At 36.9% G+C, this 26616-nt stretch carries 23 protein-coding genes and 1 pseudogene; 6 read left to right on the top strand and 18 right to left on the bottom strand.

What is annotated here, in order from left to right; translation table 11 throughout:
• Positions 1–125: 125 nt before the first annotated feature.
• Positions 126–2282: a TonB-dependent siderophore receptor gene (locus tag NQ782_RS01635; RefSeq protein ID WP_057093420.1), complete on the bottom strand. Its 2157-nt coding sequence runs from the start codon at positions 2280–2282 to the stop codon at positions 126–128.
• A gap of 192 nt (positions 2283–2474) precedes the next feature.
• Here NQ782_RS01635 and NQ782_RS01630 point away from each other — a divergent pair, with 192 nt between their 5' ends.
• Positions 2475–2981 (top strand): GNAT family N-acetyltransferase, encoded by a 507-nt coding sequence (locus NQ782_RS01630; protein WP_001019959.1) that lies wholly within the window; start codon positions 2475–2477, stop codon positions 2979–2981.
• Between the two features lie 32 nt (positions 2982–3013).
• Here the strand turns inward: NQ782_RS01630 and NQ782_RS01625 are convergent, their stop codons facing one another.
• From NQ782_RS01625 to NQ782_RS01605, 5 genes are all read right to left on the bottom strand, one after another.
• Positions 3014–3397: a hypothetical protein gene (locus tag NQ782_RS01625; RefSeq protein ID WP_000825559.1), complete on the bottom strand. Its 384-nt coding sequence runs from the start codon at positions 3395–3397 to the stop codon at positions 3014–3016.
• 174 nt (positions 3398–3571) lie between these two features.
• Positions 3572–3853, bottom strand: coding sequence for a hypothetical protein (locus NQ782_RS01620; protein ID WP_057093741.1), 282 nt, complete (start codon positions 3851–3853; stop codon positions 3572–3574).
• A 188-nt stretch (positions 3854–4041) separates the two neighbouring features.
• On the bottom strand, positions 4042–4512 hold the full coding sequence (locus tag NQ782_RS01615) for a hypothetical protein (protein ID WP_005123777.1): 471 nt from the start codon (positions 4510–4512) through the stop codon (positions 4042–4044).
• Positions 4513–4924: 412 nt separating this feature from the next.
• Positions 4925–5176, bottom strand: a complete 252-nt coding sequence (locus NQ782_RS01610) for a hypothetical protein (protein WP_000179474.1) — start codon at positions 5174–5176, stop codon at positions 4925–4927.
• Between the two features lie 298 nt (positions 5177–5474).
• Positions 5475–6710: a mechanosensitive ion channel family protein gene (locus NQ782_RS01605; RefSeq protein ID WP_000345328.1), complete on the bottom strand. Its 1236-nt coding sequence runs from the start codon at positions 6708–6710 to the stop codon at positions 5475–5477.
• Positions 6711–7159: 449 nt separating this feature from the next.
• On the opposite strand from NQ782_RS01605, the gene NQ782_RS01600 reads away from it, so the two are divergent.
• On the top strand, positions 7160–9397 hold the full coding sequence (locus tag NQ782_RS01600) for a TonB-dependent receptor (RefSeq protein ID WP_057093523.1): 2238 nt from the start codon (positions 7160–7162) through the stop codon (positions 9395–9397).
• 62 nt (positions 9398–9459) lie between these two features.
• Here NQ782_RS01600 and NQ782_RS01595 read toward each other — a convergent pair whose 3' ends face one another.
• Positions 9460–10014 carry a TetR/AcrR family transcriptional regulator gene (locus NQ782_RS01595; protein ID WP_001133115.1) on the bottom strand — a complete coding sequence of 185 codons (555 nt, stop codon included), beginning with the start codon at positions 10012–10014 and terminating at the stop codon, positions 9460–9462.
• Between the two features lie 939 nt (positions 10015–10953).
• Positions 10954–11292: a hypothetical protein gene (locus NQ782_RS01590; RefSeq protein ID WP_001243508.1), complete on the bottom strand. Its 339-nt coding sequence runs from the start codon at positions 11290–11292 to the stop codon at positions 10954–10956.
• 603 nt (positions 11293–11895) lie between these two features.
• On the opposite strand from NQ782_RS01590, the gene NQ782_RS01585 reads away from it, so the two are divergent.
• On the top strand, positions 11896–12381 hold the full coding sequence (locus NQ782_RS01585; protein ID WP_057093641.1) for an Lrp/AsnC family transcriptional regulator: 486 nt from the start codon (positions 11896–11898) through the stop codon (positions 12379–12381).
• Positions 12382–12409: 28 nt separating this feature from the next.
• Here NQ782_RS01585 and NQ782_RS01580 read toward each other — a convergent pair whose 3' ends face one another.
• The 9 genes and pseudogenes from NQ782_RS01580 to pepN all read right to left on the bottom strand — a co-directional run bounded on the left by NQ782_RS01580 (position 12410) and on the right by pepN (position 23365).
• Positions 12410–12967 carry a chorismate mutase gene (locus NQ782_RS01580; protein WP_057093634.1) on the bottom strand — a complete coding sequence of 186 codons (558 nt, stop codon included), beginning with the start codon at positions 12965–12967 and terminating at the stop codon, positions 12410–12412.
• A gap of 77 nt (positions 12968–13044) precedes the next feature.
• Positions 13045–13728: an SDR family NAD(P)-dependent oxidoreductase gene (locus tag NQ782_RS01575; protein WP_046879490.1), complete on the bottom strand. Its 684-nt coding sequence runs from the start codon at positions 13726–13728 to the stop codon at positions 13045–13047.
• A gap of 9 nt (positions 13729–13737) precedes the next feature.
• The gene (locus tag NQ782_RS01570) at positions 13738–14499 is read right to left on the bottom strand and encodes an SDR family NAD(P)-dependent oxidoreductase (protein ID WP_000135428.1); all 762 of its coding nucleotides are present in this window, start codon (positions 14497–14499) and stop codon (positions 13738–13740) included.
• Between the two features lie 7 nt (positions 14500–14506).
• Positions 14507–15193, bottom strand: coding sequence for a glutathione S-transferase family protein (locus tag NQ782_RS01565; protein WP_057093636.1), 687 nt, complete (start codon positions 15191–15193; stop codon positions 14507–14509).
• A gap of 226 nt (positions 15194–15419) precedes the next feature.
• A complete protein-coding gene (locus NQ782_RS01560) occupies positions 15420–16439 on the bottom strand; it encodes a spore coat U domain-containing protein (RefSeq protein WP_000055764.1) in 1020 nt (339 codons plus the stop codon).
• Positions 16430–18889, bottom strand: a pseudogene (locus NQ782_RS01555) (fimbria/pilus outer membrane usher protein). The gene NQ782_RS01560 and the pseudogene NQ782_RS01555 overlap by 10 nt, the downstream one beginning before the upstream one ends.
• Positions 18890–18898: 9 nt before the next feature.
• Positions 18899–19603 (bottom strand): molecular chaperone, encoded by a 705-nt coding sequence (locus NQ782_RS01550; protein WP_057093639.1) that lies wholly within the window; start codon positions 19601–19603, stop codon positions 18899–18901.
• A gap of 72 nt (positions 19604–19675) precedes the next feature.
• Positions 19676–20206, bottom strand: a complete 531-nt coding sequence (locus tag NQ782_RS01545; protein WP_000750672.1) for a spore coat U domain-containing protein — start codon at positions 20204–20206, stop codon at positions 19676–19678.
• A gap of 552 nt (positions 20207–20758) precedes the next feature.
• Positions 20759–23365 (bottom strand): aminopeptidase N, encoded by a 2607-nt coding sequence (gene pepN / locus NQ782_RS01540; protein WP_001017220.1) that lies wholly within the window; start codon positions 23363–23365, stop codon positions 20759–20761.
• Between the two features lie 318 nt (positions 23366–23683).
• On the opposite strand from pepN, the gene NQ782_RS01535 reads away from it, so the two are divergent.
• The 3 genes from NQ782_RS01535 to thiM all read left to right on the top strand — a co-directional run bounded on the left by NQ782_RS01535 (position 23684) and on the right by thiM (position 26111).
• Positions 23684–23941: a hypothetical protein gene (locus NQ782_RS01535; RefSeq protein ID WP_057094016.1), complete on the top strand. Its 258-nt coding sequence runs from the start codon at positions 23684–23686 to the stop codon at positions 23939–23941.
• Positions 23942–24092: 151 nt separating this feature from the next.
• On the top strand, positions 24093–25250 hold the full coding sequence (locus NQ782_RS01530; protein WP_057094018.1) for a hypothetical protein: 1158 nt from the start codon (positions 24093–24095) through the stop codon (positions 25248–25250).
• 33 nt (positions 25251–25283) lie between these two features.
• Positions 25284–26111: a hydroxyethylthiazole kinase gene (thiM, locus tag NQ782_RS01525; RefSeq protein WP_000204867.1), complete on the top strand. Its 828-nt coding sequence runs from the start codon at positions 25284–25286 to the stop codon at positions 26109–26111.
• 121 nt (positions 26112–26232) lie between these two features.
• Here the strand turns inward: thiM and NQ782_RS01520 are convergent, their stop codons facing one another.
• A complete protein-coding gene (locus NQ782_RS01520; protein WP_001120984.1) occupies positions 26233–26592 on the bottom strand; it encodes a 5-carboxymethyl-2-hydroxymuconate Delta-isomerase in 360 nt (119 codons plus the stop codon).
• Positions 26593–26616: the final 24 nt, after the last annotated feature.

Genomic DNA, 26616 nt, shown 5'->3' with positions numbered 1-26616 from the left:
TCTAGTTAAAAATAATTTTATCAAATGGTAAAAAATAGAGGTGAAAACCAGTGCTATTTTGATACTTAGCTCTTTTTTAGAATTATAAAAAAAGCACCCTTAGGTGCTTTAAAAAAATAACTTCATTAAAACTTATATTGTAGTGTTAGTGCAGCATTTCGAGGGGCACCTAAAGTAATTTGGCCATATGCCGGGAAAACACCGTAATATTTTTTATCAAATACGTTGTTAATATTAAGCTGAGCCGAAAAATCTTTTGTAATTTGATAACGAGCCATAAGGTTTACAAGTGCATAATCTCCTTGCTCAACTTTCTCAATAACTTCTTTGGGATTTTCGGCATTAATATAGGTACTGCTTTGCCAATTTACCCCGCCACCCACGGTTATGTTTTCTAATTTGCCCGGTAATTTATAGGTGGTAAATGTCTGAATCATCTTGCGAGGAAGTTGGGTATTAACATCGGCATCATTTGCATCTTTGGCAGAGAACTGGCTATAACCTGCTGTAATATTCCAGCCTGGTGTGATTTGTCCACTTACTTCAACTTCAAAACCTTCACTCGTCGCACCTTTTGCTGCCCGATAATAGATTTCTTTTACCCCGTTACGAGTGACGTCCCCTGCTTCCTGAGCTAAATTATCTTGCTTAATATGATAAAGCGCTAAAGTACCATTCAAACGTCCATCAAACCATGCGGATTTTAGGCCTACTTCAGTACTGTTTCCTTCAACCGGGTCTAAATAGTTACCATCAAAGTCTTTTTTATCTTGGGGCTGAAAAATACTGGTATAACTTGCATAAGCAGTATAGACATCATTGAAATCATAGATAACCCCTGCATAAGGAACAAATTCGTGATCATATTTTATGGATGAACTACGACCATATATATTCTTTTCATAATTTGTAAAACGTCCACCTAAAATAAATTTTAGAGGCTCAGTCGGATTTAAATAAGTCGCAGCGAATAGTGCATTTTGTTCAATATTATATTTTTCATTGAGTTTAGGCGCATTCCATACTGGTTCAGGCATACTGCCGTTCCATTCAAAGAAATTGCCAATATCCATTTTTGTACCAGTTGAACGAGCATATGCTGTAAAGTCCTGATTGGAATATTGATAACCCAAAACAACCTTTTGCTCTAAGCCCCACAAATCAAAACTACCATTGAGCTGCAAAGAAGCATTATCTTGCTCTACCTCAAGGTCATACGCTGATGCATAAGGAGATAGCCCTAGACCATTATTTTTATCTACACTACCTGAAACATATAAAAGTTTAGAATTAGCATCACGCTTACCATGAGAATAAGACAGTTTAGCTGACCAGTTATCATTAAATTTATGAGTTAAATCTGCAAATAGGTTGGTATATTTAACATTCCAGCGTGTCCAGTCAGCACTTGTAGTGGTATTTTTAGACCAGTTCGTTTTTGTGCCATCACTAAACCAGACAGGTAAACCTCCCCACATTGGTCCACGCGGATCATCTTCCTGATAAGTTACCCCGCCCGATAAAAGGGTATTTTCAGATAAATCTGCTTCAGCACTTAACAGTAAAGATAGCTTTTCTTTAGATAACAAGTCGGTATAGCTGTCGCCTTGTTCATATTGGGCCACTGCTCGTCCACGTACTGTCCCTGATTGATTAAGGGAGTTGGCAATATCACCCATAACACGGTAATTATCCCAACTCCCTGCACTCACTTCTACGTTAGCAGTTGGCTCTGTACTCGTAGCACGCTTACGAACCATATTAATTGCAGCAGATGGGTTTCCAGCACCAAATGTAAGACCTGTTGCCCCTCGAACTACATCAATATGATCATATAAGGCCATACTTGAGAAAATTTCACCTGAAGACCAAGGCAAGCTATATGTGGTGGGAATACCATCAATAATATAGTTATCTACTACAAAACCACGTGAATAGATTCCACCTCGGTTGGTTTCATAACGGTTGACACTTACCCCTGTAACATTTTCGGCGACCTCAACCAAAGTTGACAATTGCTGGTCTTGTAAACGCTGTTGAGTAATGACAGAAACAGATTGTGGAACCTCACGAACAGATAAACCCAGTGGAACCGCTGTATCTGTTTTCCCTGCTATATAACTTTTTTCATTTTCTTGGCCACTTCCAGCTTTTACTTTAATGGTAGGAAGAGTTCCATATTCCGAAGTCTGCTGATCAGTCTCTGCATGCGCTGAAATTGTGCTCATTGCTATAGCAAGTGCTAATGCATTAATTTGAAAGTGTTTCGTAGTCCTTTGCATAATCTTTAAGTAGCTTTAAAAAATTACATGAATAATACAAAGAATAATTATCATTTGATACTAATTATCAATATTACTTTCATTTATTTTATTTATGAATTATACAAGTTTTTATGATTGAAATTTATTCCTAACTAAGCCGATTGATGCTAAAAATAAAAGAGTAGATGAGAAAAACGGATCAAACTTAAGATGAATATTTTTATCCGCGATGAGCGAGAAGAAGATATTAAAGAAATTGAAGAATTGACTAAAGCGGCATTTCTAAATGCTGAACATACGAGCCATACTGAACACTTTATTGTTAATAGTTTAAGAAAGCATAAACAACTTACAGTCTCTTTAGTTGCGGTTGAAGATAATACTATTGTTGGGCATGTGGCAATTTCACCAGTGCAAATTTCATCAGGTGAAAAGAATTGGTATGGCTTAGGACCTATTTCTGTCGCGCCGAATAAGCAAGGACAAGGCATTGGATCATTGCTTATGAATAGCTCTTTAGAAAAATTAAAAAAATCAGGCGCAAAAGGTTGTGTTTTATTAGGTGATCCAAAGTATTACAGTCGCTTTGGTTTTAAGGCATATCCTGACCTAAAACTATCTGGTGTGCCCCCTGAATACTTCCAAGCCTTAAGTTTTCAAAATTATGTTCCTAAAGGTGATGTAAGCTACCATGAAGCATTTAATGCCCAAGACTAATTTAGAATTTTCTTTATTAAAAATAGATTTTATTAATTATAAGAAATACAAAAGTCTAATTTATCAATTGGTTGCTTAAAACAGGTCCATGAATCTTTTTCCGGTTTTTCAATAATTTTTTTAGTTTTTAAATCACGATAATAAATAGTCGCATCTTTTAAATTGGACAAATTACTTCCTACAGAAACACATGAATCGTTATTTGAACAAATATTTGATTCTTTAATAAAAACTTTTGTATTAGCAAAAGTTAATCTTTCAAAGTTAGATGTCGAGTTATTTGTAGAAGAAAGTAAGCAAGGCTCAGTAATATTTCTACCATTCACTACAAAACAACTTTTACTGACTTCGAATGGCACTTGAGCAAAGGAGCTTGTAGCATAAGCTAATAGAAATAATATAATAAGGCGCTTCATGTTCTTTCTCTCTATCTAATCAACATCTAGTCTAAAACTGCCTATAAATATTTAGACTATATTTTCAGTTAGCTATTTATAATACCTGTATTAAGATAAGTTAAATATTTACTATTCGATAAATTTTACAAAATATTAAAGCATTAGCTTATAGGCTACCTAACAATCGCAAAGTTATTCATTAAGTACTTTCCAATCGGTTCCAATTTGCGCCAAAGCTGGTAGCTCATCACTATTAAAAACATTGTAATTAGCATCTACAGCGAATCGATAGAGTGGTATTGAATCTGCCTCTGTTTTCTTAAAAAAACTAAAATCTTCAGTGATATATATTAAGTCTTCTGCCCTATTATCTATTCCCAATTTGTTTCCACTGGCACCTGACGGTATATGTATATAACTTTCACAAGTTAATTCGACTATATTTCCATCTAGATCTTGATATGAACATTTCATGTTTAAACCCTTCCGTAATTTTTATAGATGTGTAGAAAAACTTAACATGCTATACAGATAAGTTATGGAATTTTTTATGATGTAATTGTTTAAGTATGTATATGGCAAAAGAAAACCGCCCCAGAAGGCGGTTGCTGAAATTTTCCAGCGATTATAAAAGTGCGGTGGACACACACTTTTATATGGTTTTAAACCAGATTTATTTTTTTATTATTTTTCTGATATTCTTCAGAATTAAAATAATTCACAATCATCTTTGCATTTTCTTCCGATACTGCTTTTTTATTTTCATCTACCGTCTGAGCTTCTTTTTTTACGTTAAAGTCGGCTGGCACAATACTTGAAAGTGGTGGTAATTTTGGCTGCCCGCCAACCGTGATTCTTTCAATAAAGCTCGCTAGCCACATAATATATTCACCCTTATTCTTATATTTAGGCATTAAACTCATGTCGAGTTTAATCGTGCATTCACTTAAGGGTTTACTTAGGCATTCTTCAAAATCGATAAAATTGTATTTGAGTTTACAGGGAGTTCCCTTTATCTCTTTACGAATAATACTGACCAAGTTATTTAGTTGTTCGATCAGGTTATCTGAAAACAATTTATCTTCTTCTAGTTTTTTATAAACCTTCTCGGCAATTATTAGAAATTTTGGCATATTTCCTTCCCTCTTATATTGACCATCGCGATTGATCAGACTTTTAGGGAAGTATGATGAATATATTATTACAATATGTAAGTGTTGAAATACCAAATGTAATCTATAAGAGTGTTCTGAAACTGACTTCCATAACGAACCACAGCAATGAATAAAAATGTAAAATACATCACATTTTCAATCCGAAAAATTTTTATAGTTAGTAATAATTTTCTAAAAAAATTAAGCTCATCAATAATATTATTTGACCGGTATTTTTTGGTTTTTTTGAGTAAAAAATAGAATATAGAAATATTTGAATTATTTTTATTTTACTGCCTTGCTGAATAACCAAGTTGCCTAGTCGAGGGGCTAGAACGTTAACCGTGTCTTCAGCAAGGTCTTTTATGATTATGTTTTAGTTTGATGCTGCTCACGCACCGCTTAAAGCTGCTTCAAACATTTCAATAATTGCTTTGGCTCCTTCTGCCTTTTGCCTTGCGTCCTGATCGTCAAAGATAACCGTTTCATCATTTAGTTCACTCACATATCGCCGGGCTTCGTCTAGAGCTCTCCTTATTTTTTGTACTTTATGTTTGTTTACGTCTTTGGCAATGGTTGGCGCATATCCTCCACGTTTAGCGTTTTTAAGTTGTCTAGCTCTGTTCTCAATTGCTGTAGCCATTCAAACACTCCAACTCACCTAACAAATCTTAGTAAAGCAACTTTATTGTTTGTTATTCTTAAACATTTAGTATTTTCTTTGTTCAAAGTGTCAAATTTGTTACTTAAGCCTTACTCCTGCAAGTTTTAGATTGAGTTTGCTTAAAATCTTTTAAGCTACAATGTGCATGTAGCTTTCAAAGTCAACTTATACAGCTATTTAATAATAATTTTCTAAGAATAGTTATAAATTAATGTATAAAATTATTAAAAAGATGCTATCTATTTGAAAATAAAATAGATAGCACGCTAACAGTTGTTTATTCTACTGTTAATTTCTGAAAATCATGGCCTGAAGGTGCCTGATACACTCTTAAGCCAAACTCAGGCAAAATCGCAATCAGATGATCAAAAATATCTGACTGAATTGCTTCATAAGAAACCCATGCGGTGGTATTGGTAAATGCATAGATTTCTAATGGTAGACCTTCACTCGTTGGTTGTAGTTGGCGAACAATAAGCGTTTGATTTTGAGCAATACCCTTATGCTGGCGCAAATAGAATTCAACATATGCTCTAAATGTTCCAATATTGGTTAAGCGTCTTTTGTTATAACGTGACTGACTACCTAAATGCTTATTAAATTCGTCAATCTCAGATTGCTTGGCATTGAGGTATTGATCTAGCAATAAAAAATCTTTGAGTTTTTGTTGCTCTTCTTCGGTCATGAAGTGCACGCTAGTTTGATCGATATAAAGAGAACGCTTCATACGGCGACAGCCCGCATTACTCATACCACGCCAGTTTTTAAAAGTGTCTGTCACTAGTTTATTGGTTGGAATCGTGGTGTATGTTTTATCAAAGTTTTGAACGGTCACCGTGTGCAATGAAATATCAATGACATCACCATCAGCATTGAGCGATGGCATTTCAATCCAGTCCCCAATACGTACCATGTCATAAGAGGCAATTTGTACACTCGCGACCAATGACAAAATCGTATTTTGGAAAACTAACATTAATACGGCTGCCATTGCGCCGAAGCCAGCCAACAACGTAAATACATCCTTTTTCAGGAATGTACCCAAAATCATTAATCCGCAAACAACAAAAATAATGAGTTTAACGAGTTGCAAGTAACCTTTAATCGGCTTGTTTCTAGATTTTGGATTACGCTGATAGATTAAATTAAATATATTTAATAATTCACTAATGGTGAGCGCAATCGTAAGGAAAATAAATGCCTGTGCGCCCATCTGTACCAAAGCAACCGCTTTTTCCGACAAATGCGGAACGGTGGTAATACCATTCATAATAACAATGGCCGGCACAATATTGGCAAATCGCTTAATGACACTATGCTGGGCAAAAACTGACTGGTTGAGTGACTTAATTTTAGTCACTAAATGACGTATTCCCCGAACAATAATTCGTTTAGCAATGAAATTTGCTAATGCAGCAAAAAGGATCAAAAGTGTGAGCGAAACTAGCATTTCTAGCCAAGGATAGTTGCTTAACTCAGCTTGAAGATCACGATAAAAATTAAAAAAATCCAAAACCTACACCTTAAAACTTTATTTTCAATAATTTTAAAGTGTTCATGTGTTATAGATTAAGGCTTGTTTACATATGTCGTCATAAATACAACAAGGAAGTAATATTCAATCGTAAATTTAGATAAAAGCTGATCACTACTATTCGACTAGACAATAAATAGATTAACAAGTATGGAATAGGTGGAAAGATATTGATCTCAAGTCACTGCTTCTCTTTGTACCTATATAAAAAAAGATTTTGACTCCTTAAGAATGCTGCATATGAAAAAATTTAAGGCTTTTCAAATATATTAAATTAATCAAAACTCTTAACTCTCTTAGAAGATCTTTGTTATTTATGTTTATTTAAGAGCCACAAATACTTCTATTATATAGATTAATAATATTATTAATTAAAATCATTCTCATTTATAATTCGACGAATTTACAATCACTCTCAGGGCGAGAAAATGGGAAATAAGATAAAAAGTAATAAACTTTTTACTAGGAAGTCTGAAGCAAAAAATATCATTCCACTTCTATCACTTGGTGGAGCCATCTTTCTCTCAAACTCGGCCTTTGCAGCCTCACCTTCTGAGACAACAGATGCTGAAAAAAAACCTGAAGCACTCCCTACAATTACAATCACCGCTTCACGTGCAGATGAACTTTCTACATCTGCCAAACAAGTAACCAAGCTAGATGAAAAACAAATTGAACTTTTAAGAAATGGTTCATCTGGGAATATTGCAACTGTTTTAGCTAAAGCCGTACCGGGCCTTTCCGACTCAAGCCGAACCATTACCGATTATGGTCAAACTTTACGTGGTCGTAATGCCCTCATCTTGGTCGATGGGGTTCCAATGAACCTGACACGTGACACATCAAGAGGTCTTTCAGCTATCGACCCTGAAAGTATTGCTAACATTGAAGTCATTCGCGGTAGTAACGCAATTTATGGTGGTGGCGCTTCTGGCGGTATTATTTCAATTACCACGAAAGCGGCTGGTGGCGAACCTACCGCCAAAACAGTCGTTGGGCTACAAACACCTTTAACAAATTTCCGTTCTAATGCTTTAAGTGGCGATATTCATCAATATTTCACAGGCAGCTTTAACGCTTTTGACTATGCACTCGACTTTGGTTACCAACGTATTGGTAGTCCGTACGATGCAAGTGGTGACCGTGTTGCTCCAGAACCAAGTCAGGGTGATTTATATGATTCTGATGGCTATAGCATCGGCGGTAAGCTTGGTTATCATATTGATGACAACCAATATGTCCAGTTTGCTGCAAACTACTATAATGCCGAGCAAGATTCAGATTATGCATCTGACCCAAGTGTGAAGAATGCCCCTGCCGGAACAGTGCCAGCGAAAGCAATTAAAGGCTTAAAGCTAAAAGACCAAAATAAAAACGAAAACCAGATATACAATTTAACCTATAACCATAAAGACTTTTTTGGCAATAAGGTTGATGCTCAAATTTATTACCGCGACTTCTTTACTCGTTTTTCACCATTTGATGCACGAAAAAATGCAAATCGTGGTGGACAAGTCGATCAGATCTATCAAGAAAATAATGTACTCGGTAGCCGCTTAACTGTGACTACACCACTTGAGTTTTTAGGTGACACCTCATTGGTTTGGGGTGGTGACTTTAGCCGCGAAAAAAGCGAAATGCCTTTAGATATTTTTGATCAAAAAATTTATGACCAATCTGGTGGCCTAGAGTTTGTAAAAATTGGCAAACTTATTTATTTACCGGAACTCACCACACAAAGTATTGGTGGTTTTTTACAGTTAAAGCATCGATTTAATGACCAATGGTCGGCAGAAGCTGGTACGCGTTATGAAGACAGCTATGCCCAAATTGATAGCTTTGTTCCATTATCACAATTAGGCAAAACTAACCCTTACACCGTTCAGGGCGGAAAAGTGAAAGCTGATGCATGGTTGTACAATGCTAATGTGACTTTCTCTCCAAACGACCAACATTCAATTTATGCATCGTTTAACCAAGGTTTTCAATTACCTGATGTAGGTTTAATTATTCGTAATGCTGGTGAAGGTTTTAACCTTGGTTCGTCATTCTTAGAACCTGTAAAAGTCGATAATTATGAGTTGGGCTGGAAAGGAAATTTCAATAATTTTTCTTCAAGCTTAGCGGTCTTCCACTCTACTTCTGACCTTGGTGCTGTACAATCATTCAACAATGGTTTAGTCCTCGCTAGAACTAAAGAAAAAGTCACTGGTGTTGAAGCAACTTTTGACTATCTGGACGATGCCAATGTTTGGGGAACTGGTGGTAGTGTTACATGGATGAAAGGCCGTGAAAAACCGCAAAACGGTGCTGAGCAAGACATGACAGGCTTCCGTATTCCGCCATTAAAACTCACAGGTTATATTTCTTATAGCCCAACAGAAACTTGGACAAACCGTTTACAAGCCACTTACTTCGGTTCAGAAGATTACCGCCTAAACGGCAAGAATAGTTTTGGTCGCTACGATGTAAAATCTTATACAACAGCAGATTTAATCAGTAGCTTTGCACTTAATAAAAAAGACACCATGACGATTGGTTTAGAGAATATGTTTAACCGCAAGTACTATCCTCTATATAGCCAATTATTAAGAACAAGCGATAATACCAGTCACTTAGTTGCAAATGGTGTAACGTTAAAAGTGACTTATAGCCATAAGTGGTAATTGAGATTTTAGTTAGTAACTAACATTATAAAAGCCCCATTATCGGGGCTTTTATTTTTAGTCTAGGACATCATTATTAAAAAATAATCTAATAATTTATCTCGTTCATCTATTCTATCTTTACTCAAAAGCTGGACCATTGCCCCATCAATCACAAACAAAAACATATAGGCATCTTCGAGTGTAGCTGCGGCTTTAATGGTTAAAAGTAATTGATGTATTTGGGTCACCAACCAGTTTCTATAATCAACCACCACCTTGTAGGCAGTTGGATAAAACTTTTCAATTTCAAAAATGGCCTGCAAAGGTAAACGGTACAGCCCTTCGAGGTTGGCATGCAGAAAAAAGATTTTCTTGAGCTTATCAAATACCATAAGTTCACGGTATGAATAAATAATAGAAAATACTTCTTCTTTTAACCCGTCCTTTTGAAAGGTTAAGCACATTTCAATGAGTCTTTCTTTAGAGTGGAAATAGTTGTAAAAGGTGGCTTTGGTAATTTTGGACTCAGCAATAATTCGGTCGACACCAACCTTGTGAAATCCGTATTGTTTAAATAAATCTCTTGCTGTGTGAAGCACTCTAAGTGCTCTAAAGGAAGCTTCTAAATTTGGCATAGTTATACCGCTTAAAATAATTTTTTGTTGTATATAAAAGAGATAGACATGCCGTCACTCTTAAATTGAGTGCTAAAAACAGACATGCAAAAGCCGCACAATAAAGATGTGCTCGCCTATCTCGGGTTTATTGTTGCTATGATTTTTTAGTCGTAACAATGTTTAGGTGAAAAAACCTAGAGTCGATTCAACCGCTTTATAGACTGTTTAAGTGGTATAGACAGAAAGACTTTGGCAAAAACCAATAAATGAGAAGAATTAGTACGCATAGCGAACTCCTTTGGCTATAAAGAAGTTCCACCACATTACTGCTAAATAATGGTGGCGAAACGAAAGAGGGTTAGCAGACTGGAGCCAAAGAATCCAGCACACCCGAAGGTGTCCCCCTCCCGTTCCGCCGCAGAGGGGGCACGCAAGGATTCCCACAAAAAAGTGATTACTTTTTCGTGTTCTTTGGCTAATGGTCTGCTAAAACCAACTGGCAATGTAGGCCAGCAGGCAAAGGATAATCGGAGGGGTTTTAGGTGTCAATGTGATATTGGCTAGAAATAAAGCTTTAAAAACTCTATAAAATAACTTTACTTAAGATTTAATCATCCATTCTAGAATCTTTTATTTTTGAAATTTAAAAATATAAGTAAACTTAAAATGTACTCCGCTATATTAATTAAGACTTTGAATGCCGACTGATGCTTATTTTTCCTCCATAATACATAACGAACGGCTAATCCAAGGAAGGAAATGTTATTTTTATGGTTACAATAAGGGATTCAAACTAAAAAATGATTGTTGTTAGATCTAAAACAAGGTGAAGTTTTATATTAGCTAATTTTTTAAGAATTATTCTCTAATTTAACTAGTAAATTTATAGACCGATAAAATGAATAATTAAATCCATCTTATCGGCTTGCTAGAAGAGGTTTTTAAAACCTTATTTTTTTATTGTTTAATATATTTTGGAAATTCTTTTAAAACCTTATGACAAAAGTGGCCTTGTGTATCCTCTTTCTTCCGCTCTTCAAATTCCTTCATCCCAAATTTCATAACCTCTCTACCATATTTTTCGCCGAGATCATGTTTAGTACATTTTGCGGCAGCCTCTTTTAACTCTTCTGAATAATAGTGATAGTTACAATCAAGTTGAGCTCGGCTTAAAAAACCATGAAGCTCTACTGCTTTCTCACATTGTGTTTGCTCTAGAAGATTTTTAGATTCTTGACTCGCATAAATTGATGTTCCTACTAATAAAGTGAAAATTGTTACTAAAAAATTACGCATTATTTCCCCGACAAAGTTATTAAAAGTATTAGTCATAATATTGCGGGCGTATTAAATAATAATTATCTCTAAGTGTCTATTAATAATAAAGAAAACAGGATAACCTTCTTCTCTTTCGAATATTTAATCACCTTATTAAAATTAGGTGATTAAGTTTTAACAAATTAATAATCTTTATTATACTCGCTTATTTAATTGTTAAATTAGTACTTTGGTTAGGGATTAAAGTATGTGCTTTTATGAATTTCAATAATAATATTTAGCTATTTAGGATATTTAATAAGATTCTTGGAAAGATGAGCGCTATGACCAATAAGAATATATTTATTATTGAACCAGTATTTAATGATTCTAAAGTATGAATCAAAAATTCCTGATATTTGATTTTTGGGTAAGATCCGCAAAGAGCACTGTTTAGTCACCCTTACTGAAACAGTGCTCTTTGCTTCATCACAACTCCTATCCAGTAGAGTCCGATGCATAGAAATAGTGTATGGCTGTGTCGCTCAAAATGTTTACTGAATTTTCAGTTTTTTTAAATGATATCAGCATAAAAATCACGTATATTTAAAATTAACAGAAGAATCTTCTTTGGTTTATATTTTGAACAGCACAGAATACATACTAGATCGCATAGATCGGAAAATATTATCTGCCCTACGTAGAAATGGCCGTTTAACGGTTGCACAGCTCGCCGAAGAAGTCGGGCTTTCATCTTCGCCTTGCTGGACTCGACTCAAACGTTTAGAAAGTCTAAAAATTATTGAAGGCTATACCGTAAACGTAAACCCCAAAGCGATTGGCATTCATGAGTTGTTTTTTATCGAAATTACCCTAGAACGCCACGACGATGAAATGCTAGAAAACTTTAGCGAGGCTTTAGCAGACATTCCAGAAGTGGTCGAAGCGCATTTAGTTACGGGCGACTATGATTATTTGGTGAAAGTGGCCGTAAAAGATGCCGAGCATTACGAACGTTTTTTACGTAAAAAGCTCTACTCGATTAAAGGAATCCGCCACACGCGTTCAACCTTTGCTTTACGACCACTTAAATCTGCCAATACTGCCGATTTAATGTTGATTGAATAATTTACTTATAGGGAGGGCTTTGGGTGGTTCATTGTTTTAATTTGATTTTATTCAATGTTACACATAAAGCCCTCTTGTCAGCTTCTTTAAGTTGAGGATGCTGAACAGGCCACATATAGCTACAGCCATGAGGCGCTTTGTTATTATTTTTCTTAAGTTCATAGGCGATATTTTTTAGCAGCTCTGTGTTTAAAGCGCTAATTTTTAAGCGTACTTCGCTTAAGTTTTGAGGCTTCCAGTTGGTTTCCGGGCTCGACAACCAGTCGGCGCGATAACGGTACTGGATTGCTTTAGCCACATCCATTTGCGCTACTATAAATGGCTTTACTGTTTCGCTGTTAAGCCCAAAAGAGTCGGCTTCAGAAAGCGATTGATCGAGTACTTTCTTTTCTTGTGTTAAATCTTCAATCGGTAAATGCTGCTCTGCCTTATAGCCTGCAACATCTTTCATATAAGATAAGCGTTCATTAATTAAACGCGCGGTTTGCTCATATTGATATGCTTGTGCCAGTGAAGAAAAGCACATCAAAGCTGCCATTGTAGTTGCTACTTTAACCGTTTGTTGAATATTCTTAATATTTAACATTTAAGTACCTTCAAAATTATTGTTCTGTTGTCATTCCAAAGCAGTACTCTATTTTAAGAACACTCGAAAGTAAAATCTCAAGACACGCTAAGCTCTTGGCTCCATGCAGAATTTGGCTGCTGATAGATATGCTGACAGACTTGTTTAACAGATGAAATAAAGTGCTGGTTTTGCCCATCCCATTTTTCCACCATGCAATATGTCACGTGTATTCCTTTGGGCTGAAACTCTCTTGCCAATGACTGTGATAACGCTCGAATACTCGCAAACATGCTTTGACTTAACACATCGTAGTGAGTGGAGTTATTAGATGGCGCTCCAAGAAAAATAACAGTGCCTCGCTGCTGCTTTAGCATTGGTTTAATCACTGCTTGTGACACGCTCACTGCGCTTAAACCCGTTGTTTGCCAACTGTGCTCAATTTCTTCTAAAGATAAAGCTTCAATATTTGGCGCAGATGAAAAATTTGGCTGAAACACGCATAACTCAATGTTATGACTATGGCTGGCAATATATTTGAGTAAGCTTTTTAAATGCTCAGTATTCACCAAGTTTAAACGGACACTCGTTATGCCATCATTTACACGGTTTACTTGTATATTCTGAACGCTAGAATCATGCACAGCTTGATAGACATGCAATGGAGATTGCTCATTTTTGTCTAAAATTACAAAGTTCTGGTCAAGTAGTTCTATATCATGACCTGCAATAACTACACAGCCCTGCTTTTTTTGAAACTTCTGAAATATTGTTTTTAGCATATGAGTCTCTCAAAATTTTTCTTGGTATGGACGTAAATCTAGCTCGTGTGTCCAAAGCTCGGGGCTTTGCTGGTAGAGCATCCAATAGTTGTCGGCTATGGCATTAATATTGAGTCCACCTGTCCCCCGTGTGAGACGAATGAAACGTCCTAGACCAAATAAAGCTTTATTAATTCTGTCGCCATCCACCATTCCATCAATAATGACATGAGCAATATGAATGCCTTGAGTTTTATAAATTTGAGCTAAGTTTAATGCATAAGTCCGCAAGGCAGATTTCCCCATAGTGAAAGCTGCGAAAAAAGGCTTTCCACGCAATGAAGCACTGGCTCCGGTAAAAATAAGCGTACCGTGGTTTTGTTCTTTAAATATTTTTAAACAGCTTTGAGAAACTAAATAGGCTGATAAAAAAGTGGATTGCCACATTTGAGTAAAAAATGATAACGGACTGCGTAAAAAAATTGAGGGAATATTTCCCCCAACATTATGAATAACTGCAGTAATGCGTTCATTCTGACTTATGATGGTGTCAAATAATGCCTGTACTTGATTGATATCTTCTGCATCTAGACGAAATGCCACAGCTTCACCTGCATTGGCATGGATTTCGGCAGCTACTGCCTCAATTTTTTGGAAAGTACGTCCAGCAACGTAAACTTTTAAGCCCTCTTTTGCAAAGCGATGACAGACAGCAGCACCGATGCCCTGTGATGCCCCAACGCCAATAACAACTGCACAATCTCGTATTTTATCTGGTGTTGCTGATGCCATAGTCGTCTCAACCTGTTTGTTTTTTATACCATGCTGCCATAAATGGACGATCCAAGATTTCCTTACCAAACTTCTTACTTGTACGAATGACTTCACCAAGTTGAGCAACTACAGCTATGTCTGCAATCGTTTGATTCTCACCTACTAACCATTCACTTTGTGATAAAACCTGCTCAACACGGTCGAGGTGTCGTATAAATTCTTCTTCAACATTTTCAGCTTTCATTCTGCCCAAGCCTTGAAAGAAAAGCTGTGTTTTGAGTTCAGCTAAAATAAAACCCTTCACCATAGGTTTTTCATATGCAGGGCGGCCAATACTGCTAATACGAATTGCTTCTTCTAAAGCTTCCGAATCATTTACTCTTAAATATACTTCATAAAAATAGAGTGATTCATCTGCCCAGTCTTCCCAAAGTTCTGCAAGTGCCTTTTGATTTGCGTCTTCGGGATAAAGTCGAGGTGTATCCGGAAAGGTTTCGTCTAGGTAGCGAGCGATACGGGTACTGTCTTGTATACGCTGCCCTTTATGGTCAATAACAGGTACTTTGCCCACTTTACTGAGCAAAGGAACTTTCGCTCCAAGAATGCCGTTGTAATTAATCGTTTCGTATGGAATTCCCTTAAATTTCAAAGCTCTTGCAATTTTTTGGCAAAATGGAGAAATTTCCCATTGATGCAAAATAATATCCGACATTTATTCACCTTTATTTTTAATTGCCTGTTTTGCTATTCAGTTCCTTTTTGGAACTAATTATTAAATATACAGAATGTCTTTTTAAGTCAAACTGTTTTTGATGACGACCAAGTTTCAAAAACTAAGAATATTTTAACTTTCTCTTTTTATACTCAAACTATTGTGGACAATATCAAAGGTATTACGCGGATCTATTGAAATAAAAGCTCCACGTATAGTTTTAAAATTAATAAGTCACTGTCACAACAACACTATCAGAATAGTTTCCCGGTTTAGTTGAGATGGAAGTACCTTGCGGAATTTTTCCATAAACGGGTGTACTTTGGGCGCTACCTGTACCAGTTTTTGAGACTCCACCTGAACCACCAACATTGGTTACACCTCCTGTAGCATCCCATACCGTACTATAGTTAGAATCTTTATATAGCTGATAGGGAATATAATCATTATTGTCATGAATCATACGCCTAAAACCACCAGCTATGCGGTGGTTTCCATCCCCTAAATAAATGCTATAAGGTGTTCCATAGTTGCAGGTAGTATTCACTGCTCCTTGAGCTGTGTAATCACGCTTAGTCGTACCAATATCATTAATATTGCCGAAATCTACAGTTGAAGTTGAGTTTAATTGGCACAGACTTGGGACCACAAAGTTTGCTGTTAGTAATGTATCACCAGAATCCCAGCCACCAAGTAAATCGCCACATGACAAACCCAAAAGATCCATATCCCAATACAACCGAACCGAAGCCGTATAGGTTCCTTTAGGATATGCAATGAGAGACCCTGTTCGAGCTGGTACTTTTATATTTACCGAGTAACTCACAATATTATTTGATGCGACTGTTGCTACTGGACCATACCACACATTGGAGGTTTGGTTGGTAGTAGAAGAGCCAGCCCCGCCTACAGTTGCAGTAACTGTATAGGGTAAAGTCACACTATTATTCGCAGTGGTTGCTCCTGTAAATACGGTTTTCATACACATAAAATTAGAAATCTGGGGAAGTCCTAAATTCGTACAAGTAATTGTTCCTGAAAGGTTTACGGTTGCATCACTATTAATATTTGCTGCAGTGTAATTAAAAGTACTATTTGTAGTCCCGCTTACCGTGCAAGCAGCTTGTGCAGGACTAAAAAATGCATAAACGAGATAAAATAAGCAAATGCCTATGAAGTATTTTAAAGACCGTGGAAGTTTTTTATAGCTCTCTATTTGAGCCTTATTCATAAAATTTAATGACATACATAAGGTCCCAATTTTTTAGTTGAGTACTGATTACTGTTATAGGTAAAGTCAACTTGGCATGAGCCATGATCAAGAAGATCGACTACAAGTTTGTTTTGTTTTAATAAGTTTGAAATAAACACTTCACCGTCATAGCCAACCACTCCATCTTGCTGTCCATTAATTTGAACGCTATACCCCGGTAATAACGGTGAGTTATTTTTATCAACAAGTTTCACTAATCCTGAGATGACCTGATGTGCGCCAAAATCAATCATTGTTCCTTGGCGATAACCTACAACAGTTTTTTGTTCAGTGGAGTTAACGCTCCAATTTAGAGGCAAGAATGAAGGATCTAAATAAATATGGTTCTCTTGATATGGCATGAGACTAGGAATCAAAAATCTCCCTGATTTATCCGTAAAGCCTAAATTTACTCCACCATTTAAGATTTGGCTTTGCGGGCCTGCATTAGTGACAACAGCATATCCATCTCCAATTTCATTGGCCGCAAAGAGCCGTCCTGCTGCAGCTACCAAAGATCCCGTTGCCGAAAGAGCAACCTGATCGTTATCTCCAATTCAGTTATAGCGACCTGCCAAATAAGCAGCACGGGCACGGTAAGAGGCATAGATCGATGCATTGTTGTCATGGTTATCCTGATCTCGCTCAACATAGCCTCCCCATCCAAATGACCCAATTTGCGGGTCCGACAAACCGAAAATTTCTTGTCGATAACTCAATCTACCGCTGTCGCTAGAAACACTAGTAATGGCATTGAATTTATTCGAAGGTGTATATCGCAGCGCAAAGTAAATACCGTAGTCCTTGTGATTTTCATAATCTTTATAGGCAGAGGTATAAAATCCCCAGTTTTTGTTCAGACTCCCACTTAAATTGGCCGATAGCAGTTTATATTGGTTATCACTATATTTAATCTGGTTATACCCCAGATAGGCCCCATAACCTGCATAAAAGTTATAATTAATTCCTGCCCTAAAAATTTCATCTGCCAACGCACTGTAGTTAAGGTAGTTTTGTGACTCAGCATCACTCTGATTATCTTTTAAATATCGAACCTGAGATACTCGTGCCAAATCAAAATAGTTATCGAATATTTTGCGGTAACTGGTGTTAAAAGAAATATTTTTACTAATCCGACCTTCTAAACCCAACAAGGCAGAATAACCGTTTTCATCTTTATACTGGCTTGCTGCAATATCAGCATTAATCACCCCAATACCGAACAGGTTCTTGGCAAAGCCTGTTCCAATGTTAGACAAACCATCTGTTGAAGCCTCTACCCCACCGCTTAAGGTTAATGAGTTGCTGTAACCATATCGAATTGCCCCTGATGCAAAGGTAGCATCGTCATAATCGTTTGAGTATAGGCCATAGTTATAGCGCGGAACCCCAACATCCACTGAAAACTCATTAATACCTTTTGCCAGAATCTTGGATGAAAAATAGTAAGGCTTTTTGGTAATGCTCTGCCGACCAGTAGCATCCGTAGTTACAAGTGTGACCTCATTTCCGGAAATAAAAGGGAGCTGTTTAATATCAAAAGGGCCTGACGGGACAAGTCCTGAATAAATCTTTTGCTGGTTAACGTATAAATCCAGTGTTGAAGGCAGTGCGGCTGAACCAGAGAATTGTGGCAGTGCCGAAGTGACAATATCGCCACGTTGAGTATAGGCACTCGACCATTGAAAGCCTGCAAGGCGGACGCTGCTGCCCCAATCCGAACTATTGGAGATAAAGTCCCCTAGGGTATATATCCTGATCTTTTCAGGGTCTACATATTGCCATTTACTTTCCAGACGTACCCATTTTTCGTGGCTATAACTATTTTCATCATTTCCGTTATATAACACACCAGACGAAAAGTTACCGATCGCACTGTTGAAAATTCCCTCTGCCGAACCGGAGAAAACATTCTCATCATTAGTTATGGTGTGATACAGGCTATAGTTCAGGATTGCAGCGTTTAAAGGCTTTATTTTAAGTAGCTGCGGACTGGTGATCTGCTGCCCTTTTAAGTCAACCGAATAGCCTGTCATCATGTGAGGAGGTACTTGTAAGTTTAAAGACTGCTCATTCTCCAAGTATTTAAACCGGATATCTTTAAGCTCATTAAGACAAATCCACTGGCTATCAGAAATGGAATCATCCATTTTTAGTCTTAAAGTTTTTAAGCCACGGGCACGGATATATAATTTTTTATCTTGATCTTGTCTTACGGCTACTAAATCCTCAGAAGGGTTGGAATTAATAGAAATATTTAAAAAAAGCTGTGCAACGTTATTATCTTGCTCCTGTTCATTTATCTTTATCTGCGTGTTTTTACTTTTGCTGTCAATCGTGTCCGGAATACTTGGAACCGGCACATTCGTATTGTCCTGTAACTGTTCAGCAAAAGCATATGCAGGAAGATATGTAACACATAAGACACCTATAATATATTTCATATAAGCCTCTTATAGCGTGACTTTCTTACCATTAACTGTTAAGGAAATACTGTATTTATGGCCGGGCTGATATGAAAAATTACTAATCGGATAGCTTCGTGATTGTTCTGCAAGAATATAACCATTCACTGTATTTACTTTAATGGAGTAGCTCTTATTTTCTGTTAGATCTACAAGTTTTAAGTCATTTAAAAGTGCATGCCTATTTCCAATATTGCTGATATTTAAAGAAGTGGTTTTTTGACTATTATCAATTTTCCAATTTAATTGAGTAATCGCATCTTTATTCACTACGAATACAGGTAATGATGAGCGAAGTAAGACATTTACACCTTGACTAACTTTGCGGCTATCCATAGGTTTTGGTAGCTCATCAATAATAATACGATAAGTTTTTTCACCAGAAACTGGCGTTGGATTAACCCTCACTACACGTAAATTATAAGAGTCATTAGGTTGTAATTTTAAAAAAGGTGGACTAACCGCAATTTCATCCGTAGGGGTTAATTGATCCTGTCCATTGTTTTGACTCCACTCAAATACACGCACCTGTAAATCGGTACTTTCATTTGACTGGTTATATAAACTAATCGAAGAAGCACTTTGATTACTTAAAATTTCCACCGTTACAGGCGAAAGACGAATTGTAGCGGCATAAATAGTGCTCGATAAAGATAAGAATAATCCCGTAATAATAAAAATGTTTTTTTTCATAATTTACCCAAGTATATCTTTCTAAAGTATTAGCCCTTTTAAAGGGCTAACTATATTTATAATTTATAAAATTTAATAAGTTACTGTGACTGTCACAGTGTCAACATAGCTACCTGCACTTGGTAAAGTTGTACCAGCAGGGATACGGCCATACACGTTAACTGTCTGGACATTACCCGTGCCTGTTCCACTATAAGCAGTTGTTGCAACTCCAATAGCCGTAGCACGTCCTGTGTCAGAGTAAAGGTTATAAGGAATATATTCTGTAGTAGACGCGCCACCAATCATACGACGTTGAGTTGATAGAACATTTTGTCCACCATCAAATGACAAAGTCCATGGCACTGTGTTGTTACACAACACCCTAATTGGAGTACCACCAGTAGTCGTAGTATCTGCGTCTACATTACCAGCCAGAGAACTTAAGGTGCCAAAGTCTAGAACTGCATTAGCTGTCGTACCAGTAGCTGAGGTATTCAGGACACAGCTATTTGTTACTGTAGCTCTAACCGTCAAGGTACCTGTTGCTGTAGCGGCATTGGCTGCATTGAGAGAAGATAATCCTACAGCAAATGCTGATAAATAAAAAAAAGTCTTTTTCATGGTTAAAACCTTTTTACATTAAATTGTTGGAATTAATAGATGTAAAAAAATTAATCTTCACCATTACAATCACTTTTATTCGACTGCTCTTTTAAAGCTTATATTTTTTACTCTATTTTTGGCATCATACATAAAAAAATTTAAATTGTATGAGTATGTTTTTATTTCAATTTTCAATTAATAAAATACAATTACCCATTCTAACCCTCCATTAACAATTCATTAACAATACAAAAAACAAATAATTGATTTTTATTAATTTAATTTAATACCAATAAAATAATTTAGAAAAAATTTAAATAAATATTTCAATATTTTTAGCAAAAAATATAAGAATAAAAATAAAATTTATAGAATAATTTAAAATATTTTTCTAATTAATCGATATGCTAGTCTCTATTTTTAAGAATAATTAAAAGATATATTTAAAATAAATCATTAAGTATTAATTGAGATATAATTCCTATTTCTTTATATTTTTTTTGATTTAGTTAATTATATAAAAAAATAAAGGCCCCTCAAGAGGCCTCTATTCAATATGCTTAAATATTATTAAACGCTCAGCATACTATTTAAAGTTTCAGAAACGTTTTTAGATTTCACTTTAGGCTGCAACGCTTGTAAAGCCTGTTGCACTTGAGTGCGCTGAGGTTCGGCAAGCGTGTACCAGCGAGATAACACCTGTAATAAGCGTGAACCTAAAATCGGGTTTTTCTCGTCCAGATATTCTGCAAGATTAATAAAGTGAGCTACACCAAAGCCCCATGTATTTTCAGGGTTATTTGACAAACCACCACTCACGGCGCGAATACGGTTTGGTGTGGTTAAGTCATAATCAGGATGCTGAGTTAGATATTCAATTGTCTCAACTGTGGCATTTGGGTTTGCTGCCTGAATCATAAACCATTGGTCTAAAGACAATGCTTCGTCTTTAAAGCGGTTATAGAAATCAGCTAGGGCTTCTTGTGCTTGAGGCGCACTTTGCCACACTAGTACACGCAGGGCACCTAAACGTTCAGACATATTCCCCGTGCTTTGATATTGATCGTAAGCTAATTCAAATGCACTTTGATCACCCTGACGCGCCATCATCATGAGCATAATGTTCTTTAATGCACGTACACCCATCGCTAAAGAAAATTCTTTTTGCAAGTCAGGGTCCAGTGTAAGGTACGTATCTTTCCAGAACGAACCCAGCTCTTGAGCCAAACGATTGAGTAAGGCTTCACGTTTTACATGAATATCGGCTGGTGCATAGTTTTGATCAATACGGCTACCTAAATAACCTTCAGTTGGTACATCAAACAAACGCGATGCTAAAAGTGGATCACGACCAACTAATTCAGGCAATGTGCTTTGAATAGCTTGAATATAGGTATCCGCAGAGTGATCTTCTAACAAAATACGTTCAAGCAAGGTTTGTGTTGCTTGCCATTGGTTAAAACCATTTGTTTCATGTTGAATTAAGAATGCTAATTCTTCATCACTGTAATCAAATACCAGATTTACAGGTGCAGAGAAATTACGTAGTAGTGAAACAACAGGTTGCTCAGTTACCCCTGTAAACTCAATAGTTGCCTCGTCTTGGTCAAATAAATACACGCCATCTTTAACACCATTTACAAATAGGCTTTCGTTTTGGAGCGTATATTGTTCACCTGTTTTCGCATTAAATAATGCCAACGCTACAGGAATTGGGACAGCTTTTAAATTTGGATATTTCGGATGCGCTTTTAGGCTTTGTTTAAAGCTTAAACGATAAGTTTGCGCTGCTGCATCATATTCACCTTTCGCTTCAAGCTTTGGTGTACCTGGTTGATTATACCAAGTTAAGAATGCAGATAAATCAACACCTGAACCTGCAGAGAGTGCAGCAACCCAGTCTTCAACAGTTACGGCTTGTCCATCATGACGGCGGAAATATTCATCCGTTCCCTGACGGAATTTTTCTTTACCCAGTAATGTCGACATCATGCGGTTAATTTCCGCACCTTTTTCATAAACAGTCGCTGTATAGAAGTTATTAATTTCTACAAAGTGGTCTGGGCGTGGTGGGTGCGACAATGGACCTGCATCTTCTGGGAATTGATGTGATTTAAGAACAGCGACATCGTCAATACGTTGAACCGCAGCAGATTGTAAATCTTCCGAGAAAGATTGATCACGGAATACAGTTAGACCCTCTTTTAAGCACAACTGGAACCAGTCACGACAAGTAATACGGTTCCCTGTCCAGTTATGGAAATATTCATGGGCAATCACAGACTGTACACGCATAATCGCTGCGTCAGTGGTGTATTCTTCATCGGCAAGTACGCATGAGGTGTTAAAGATATTTAAACCTTTATTTTCCATGGCACCCATGTTGAACTGGCTCACCGCAACAATCATATAGTTGTCGAGATCATAGGCACGGCCATAGTGCTCTTCATCCCAGCGCATAGAATGCTTTAAAGCTTCCATTGCGATATGGCATTTTGGAATGTCTTTCTCAATGGCATAGATTTCTAAAGCGACATCACGTCCTTCCGAAGTCGTATAGCGGTCTTTCAATACAGCTAAATCACCAATCACACAAGCAAACAAATAGCTTGGCTTTTTAGTCGGGTCTTGCCAGATCGCAAAGTGACGGTTTTCACCAACTTCACCTGTTTCAAGCAAGTTACCATTCGCAAGTAAAACCGGATATTTTTTGTCTGCTTCTACACGTGTAGTAAAAACTGAAAGTACGTCTGGACGGTCTGGATAGAACGTAATTTTACGGAAACCTTCAGGTTCATTTTGCGTTACAAACAAGTCACCAGCTTTATATAAACCTTCAAGCTGAGTGTTGGTTTCAGGGTGAATAATCACTTGAGTTTGTAAAATGACTTCATCTGGTGCATCAGTGATCACCAGTTGTTCACTATCGAGTGAATATTGTGCAGGAGTAAGATCTTGGCCATTGAGCTGAATAGATTGCAACTCAAGATCACGGCCCAGTAGCACCAAGTCTCCAGCAGTTTGACGCTTCATGACTAATGTTGAATCAACAATTGTTTTATCGTCATAGACTTGAATATCAAGATTAATTGATTCAACCAAGAACGCAGGTTTTTGATAATCTTTTAAATAAACTGTTTGATCTGCCTGAACTGGAGGCTGCGCCGCAATATTCATCTTTATTCCTTATATACTTTTGGAAACCGTAGTACGAATTTTATGAACTTGATCATACACATTCATACATACTATGTTTGTTTACCTTTATAAAATTAATGGGACTTCATTTATACATTTCAAATTAGAATCGTCTTTTATTAGCACAGATTAGACCAAAATTACGATAATCGCTGCTTATATAATCAATCTATACAATAAAAATAAAACTCCTTTCGCTTTTAACATTTTTGAGGAGCTGCTTACATTTTGGGCATGGTTCTTGCCTTATCCAATATACCAGTATAAGTATTTCAATCAGAACAAGAGGAACTCACTATGGAATTAAAAGCTTATTTACATCGAATAGAAAACATTAAAGCGATTCATGATCTAGATGCAGCAGGACTCGACCATTATGTGATTGCCGTGTTCTTGTCTGCCGAAGGTATTTCAATGACAGCTCAGGAGGTAACCACTATCGTTAATACGTATGACGCCTTAGGTAAAGTGAAATTACCAAGTAAAAAAGTGCAGGCACTGATCAATGCCAAAAAACTTGGACAAAATGATGAGACCTTGCCGTGCCCTGTTTAATCTTAACTTTTAACCTCTTATGAAAACCTAAAGTCAAAACAAAGACTTTAGGTTTTCTATTTTTGCATCAAACAAAAAGACAATCTCATCTATCGGCAATGCGGCTGTGTATAATAGGTCAGTCATGATTAATTTAAACGTTCGGAGCGAAATGGCCTTACAAATTCTACAAAAACAGCTAGATGAAAGTAGCCATTGCCCTCTCTGCCAAGCGTCGATGTACTGGGTAGATGCCGAACAATTTGAGCAAGACGTTCAATTTCATGAATGTAGCCATTGCCAACACCGTGTATTTAAAGACACAAAAATGACGTGTCATTGCGACCAATGCACTAAACAAAGAAAAAAGCTTTTACAGCAGACCAGATTACAAGAACAACGCCAGTTTAAGTCAAAAGATCAGCCACAACGCAGTTTGGAACAACTGAGTTTTTTACATAAACTTTTTTTACTGAGCCTACTTGATGACTATGCTCGTGATGACGTTGCACATGACGAATACATTCACTGGGACCAGATAAAATATCAGCCGATTACCCCCAACTGGATGTTCCAAAGCCATCTGATTAAACAGCTTCATAAAGATGGGATTTTAAATGCACAGGATCAATCTGACGAACCACAATGCTTTTATTTAAACATTCGTTTAGATGGTTATAGTGACCCAAGCTTATTTAGTGTAGCCCAGCAGCTACGTCACTGGTTTTATGAAAACTTAAGTCTTGGTATTCCATTTCGTAGTGCCGATGAAGTGAAAGACGTGCTGTTTCAGGTGCTCTATCAAGAAATTATTCAGTTCACTCAGTTCTATTGCCGAACTTGGGGTATCCAAATTGCAGGAAGCTCTAATTTTCAAGCCTTTTGCTACCGTTTAATGGACTCATTGGCCATTGGTCAAATTTATTATCTTATTCAGACTGCACTTGAATATCTTTATAAGCAAAAAGCTCTACAGCCACGTAATGAAAAGTTTATTAATACTAATTTATTAAAGAAAACTTTAGAGCAATATCGGGAACGAGCTTTGGCTGAAAAGTGGGAAACTTCGATGTTGCCCCGCCCTTACAATATTCCTTACAGTAAAATGAGCCATATATTATTTAACCGCTTTTTAGGTTATGACGAACAGATATTTGTACAACCTGTATGGAAAGCATGGCGAAAAATCGAACCTCGTTTAAACTTTTACTCGGTTAAACGTTGTATGTACTGTGGTTCAAATGATCTAAGCGTGGACTATGATGCAGCAGATTATGTGTCGTTGATTTGCCAAAATTGCAAACATCAAGATCACTATTTTACCCGTTAACTTTCTTATCTCTGGCTTAATAAGGATTATCAGATGACTTCGACATCCAACCTCATTGAACAGGTGATTGAAGCTTGGCAAAACATGCAGGCAAAAACGCCGCTGGTACAATGTATTACCAACAGCGTTGCTGCCAACTACACAGCCAATGTATTACTTGCTTCTGGTGCTTCACCTGCCATGATTGATAATCCTTATGAAGCAGAAAGTTTTACCAAAATTTCATCGGCTTTAAGCATTAATTTAGGCACACCGACTTCAGAGCAAATGCAAGCCATGCAAATCTCTGCCAAGACCGCACAGCTCAATAACATTCCGTGGGTACTCGATCCGGTGGGATATGGGCCAATATTAGCTTGGCGTAGTCAAATGACAGACGAGCTTTTACAGTTCAAACCAAGCGTTATTCGTGGTAATGCCTCAGAAATCAGTACGCTAGCAGGCAACCAAGTTCAATCTAAAGGTGTGGATAGTACCTTAAGTAGTGATCAGGCCTATCAACAGGCTTATGCACTATTAGCACATGCGGACTGTATCGCTATTTCAGGTGAGTCAGATTATATTTTATCTAGAGAATTAGATGCTGTGATCCAAGTAAACGGCGGAAGCCCGTTACAACCCAAAATTACTGCAACTGGCTGCGCTTTGGGTGCATTAATTGCTGCATATAGCGCCGTGACGACACCAACCATTGCAGCTCTTTCAGCCCATATTCATTTTGCAATTGCAGGTAAACTTGCTGCAAATCAAGCTCAAACGATGGGTAGTTTTAGTAGCATATTTATGGATTATATCCATATGTTAGATGCTAATCTGATTGAGCAATACGCAGATATCAAACTTTTAAATAAACAGGCATAACCTAAACTATGCCTGAATTACACTAGACTCACTTTAAAAGTAACTAGATGTCGGTAATAAGATCAGACTACTTTTACATAGTGCTCATTGCTATTCTTGATCGAAATTGCGCTTTTTAGAGTTATACAACTTGCTTAAAATAATCGTCTCTTGGCATGTCGATAAGCTCAACACACAATTGAATTTCTTTATTAAACTCTTGTGGTAGATATTTTTTGTTGCTGAGCGCCGCTAATAATTGCTCACCCACAAGCTGTTTTTGTTCAGCAGTTCTTCCCGACAAAATATAGGCTTTTACATGGATATAGGCTTGATCAACCCCTAAGCCAATCAGAAAAACCTCATCTCTACGTGCACGACTTTTAATGTCTTCTGGACTAAATAGCTCTGTTTCAATGAGCGTGGTATTAATTTCTTCAAGTAATTGTTTTGCATTTAGTCCAGTTAAGTTATCTGAATAATCAACTACAACGTGCGGCATAGCCACCTCAATTTATATAATAAG

This window comes from Acinetobacter sp. BD54 (assembly GCF_044778325.1).
GTDB lineage: Bacteria > Pseudomonadota > Gammaproteobacteria > Pseudomonadales > Moraxellaceae > Acinetobacter > Acinetobacter baumannii.
This window is presented reverse-complemented; position numbering and strand designations above follow the sequence as displayed.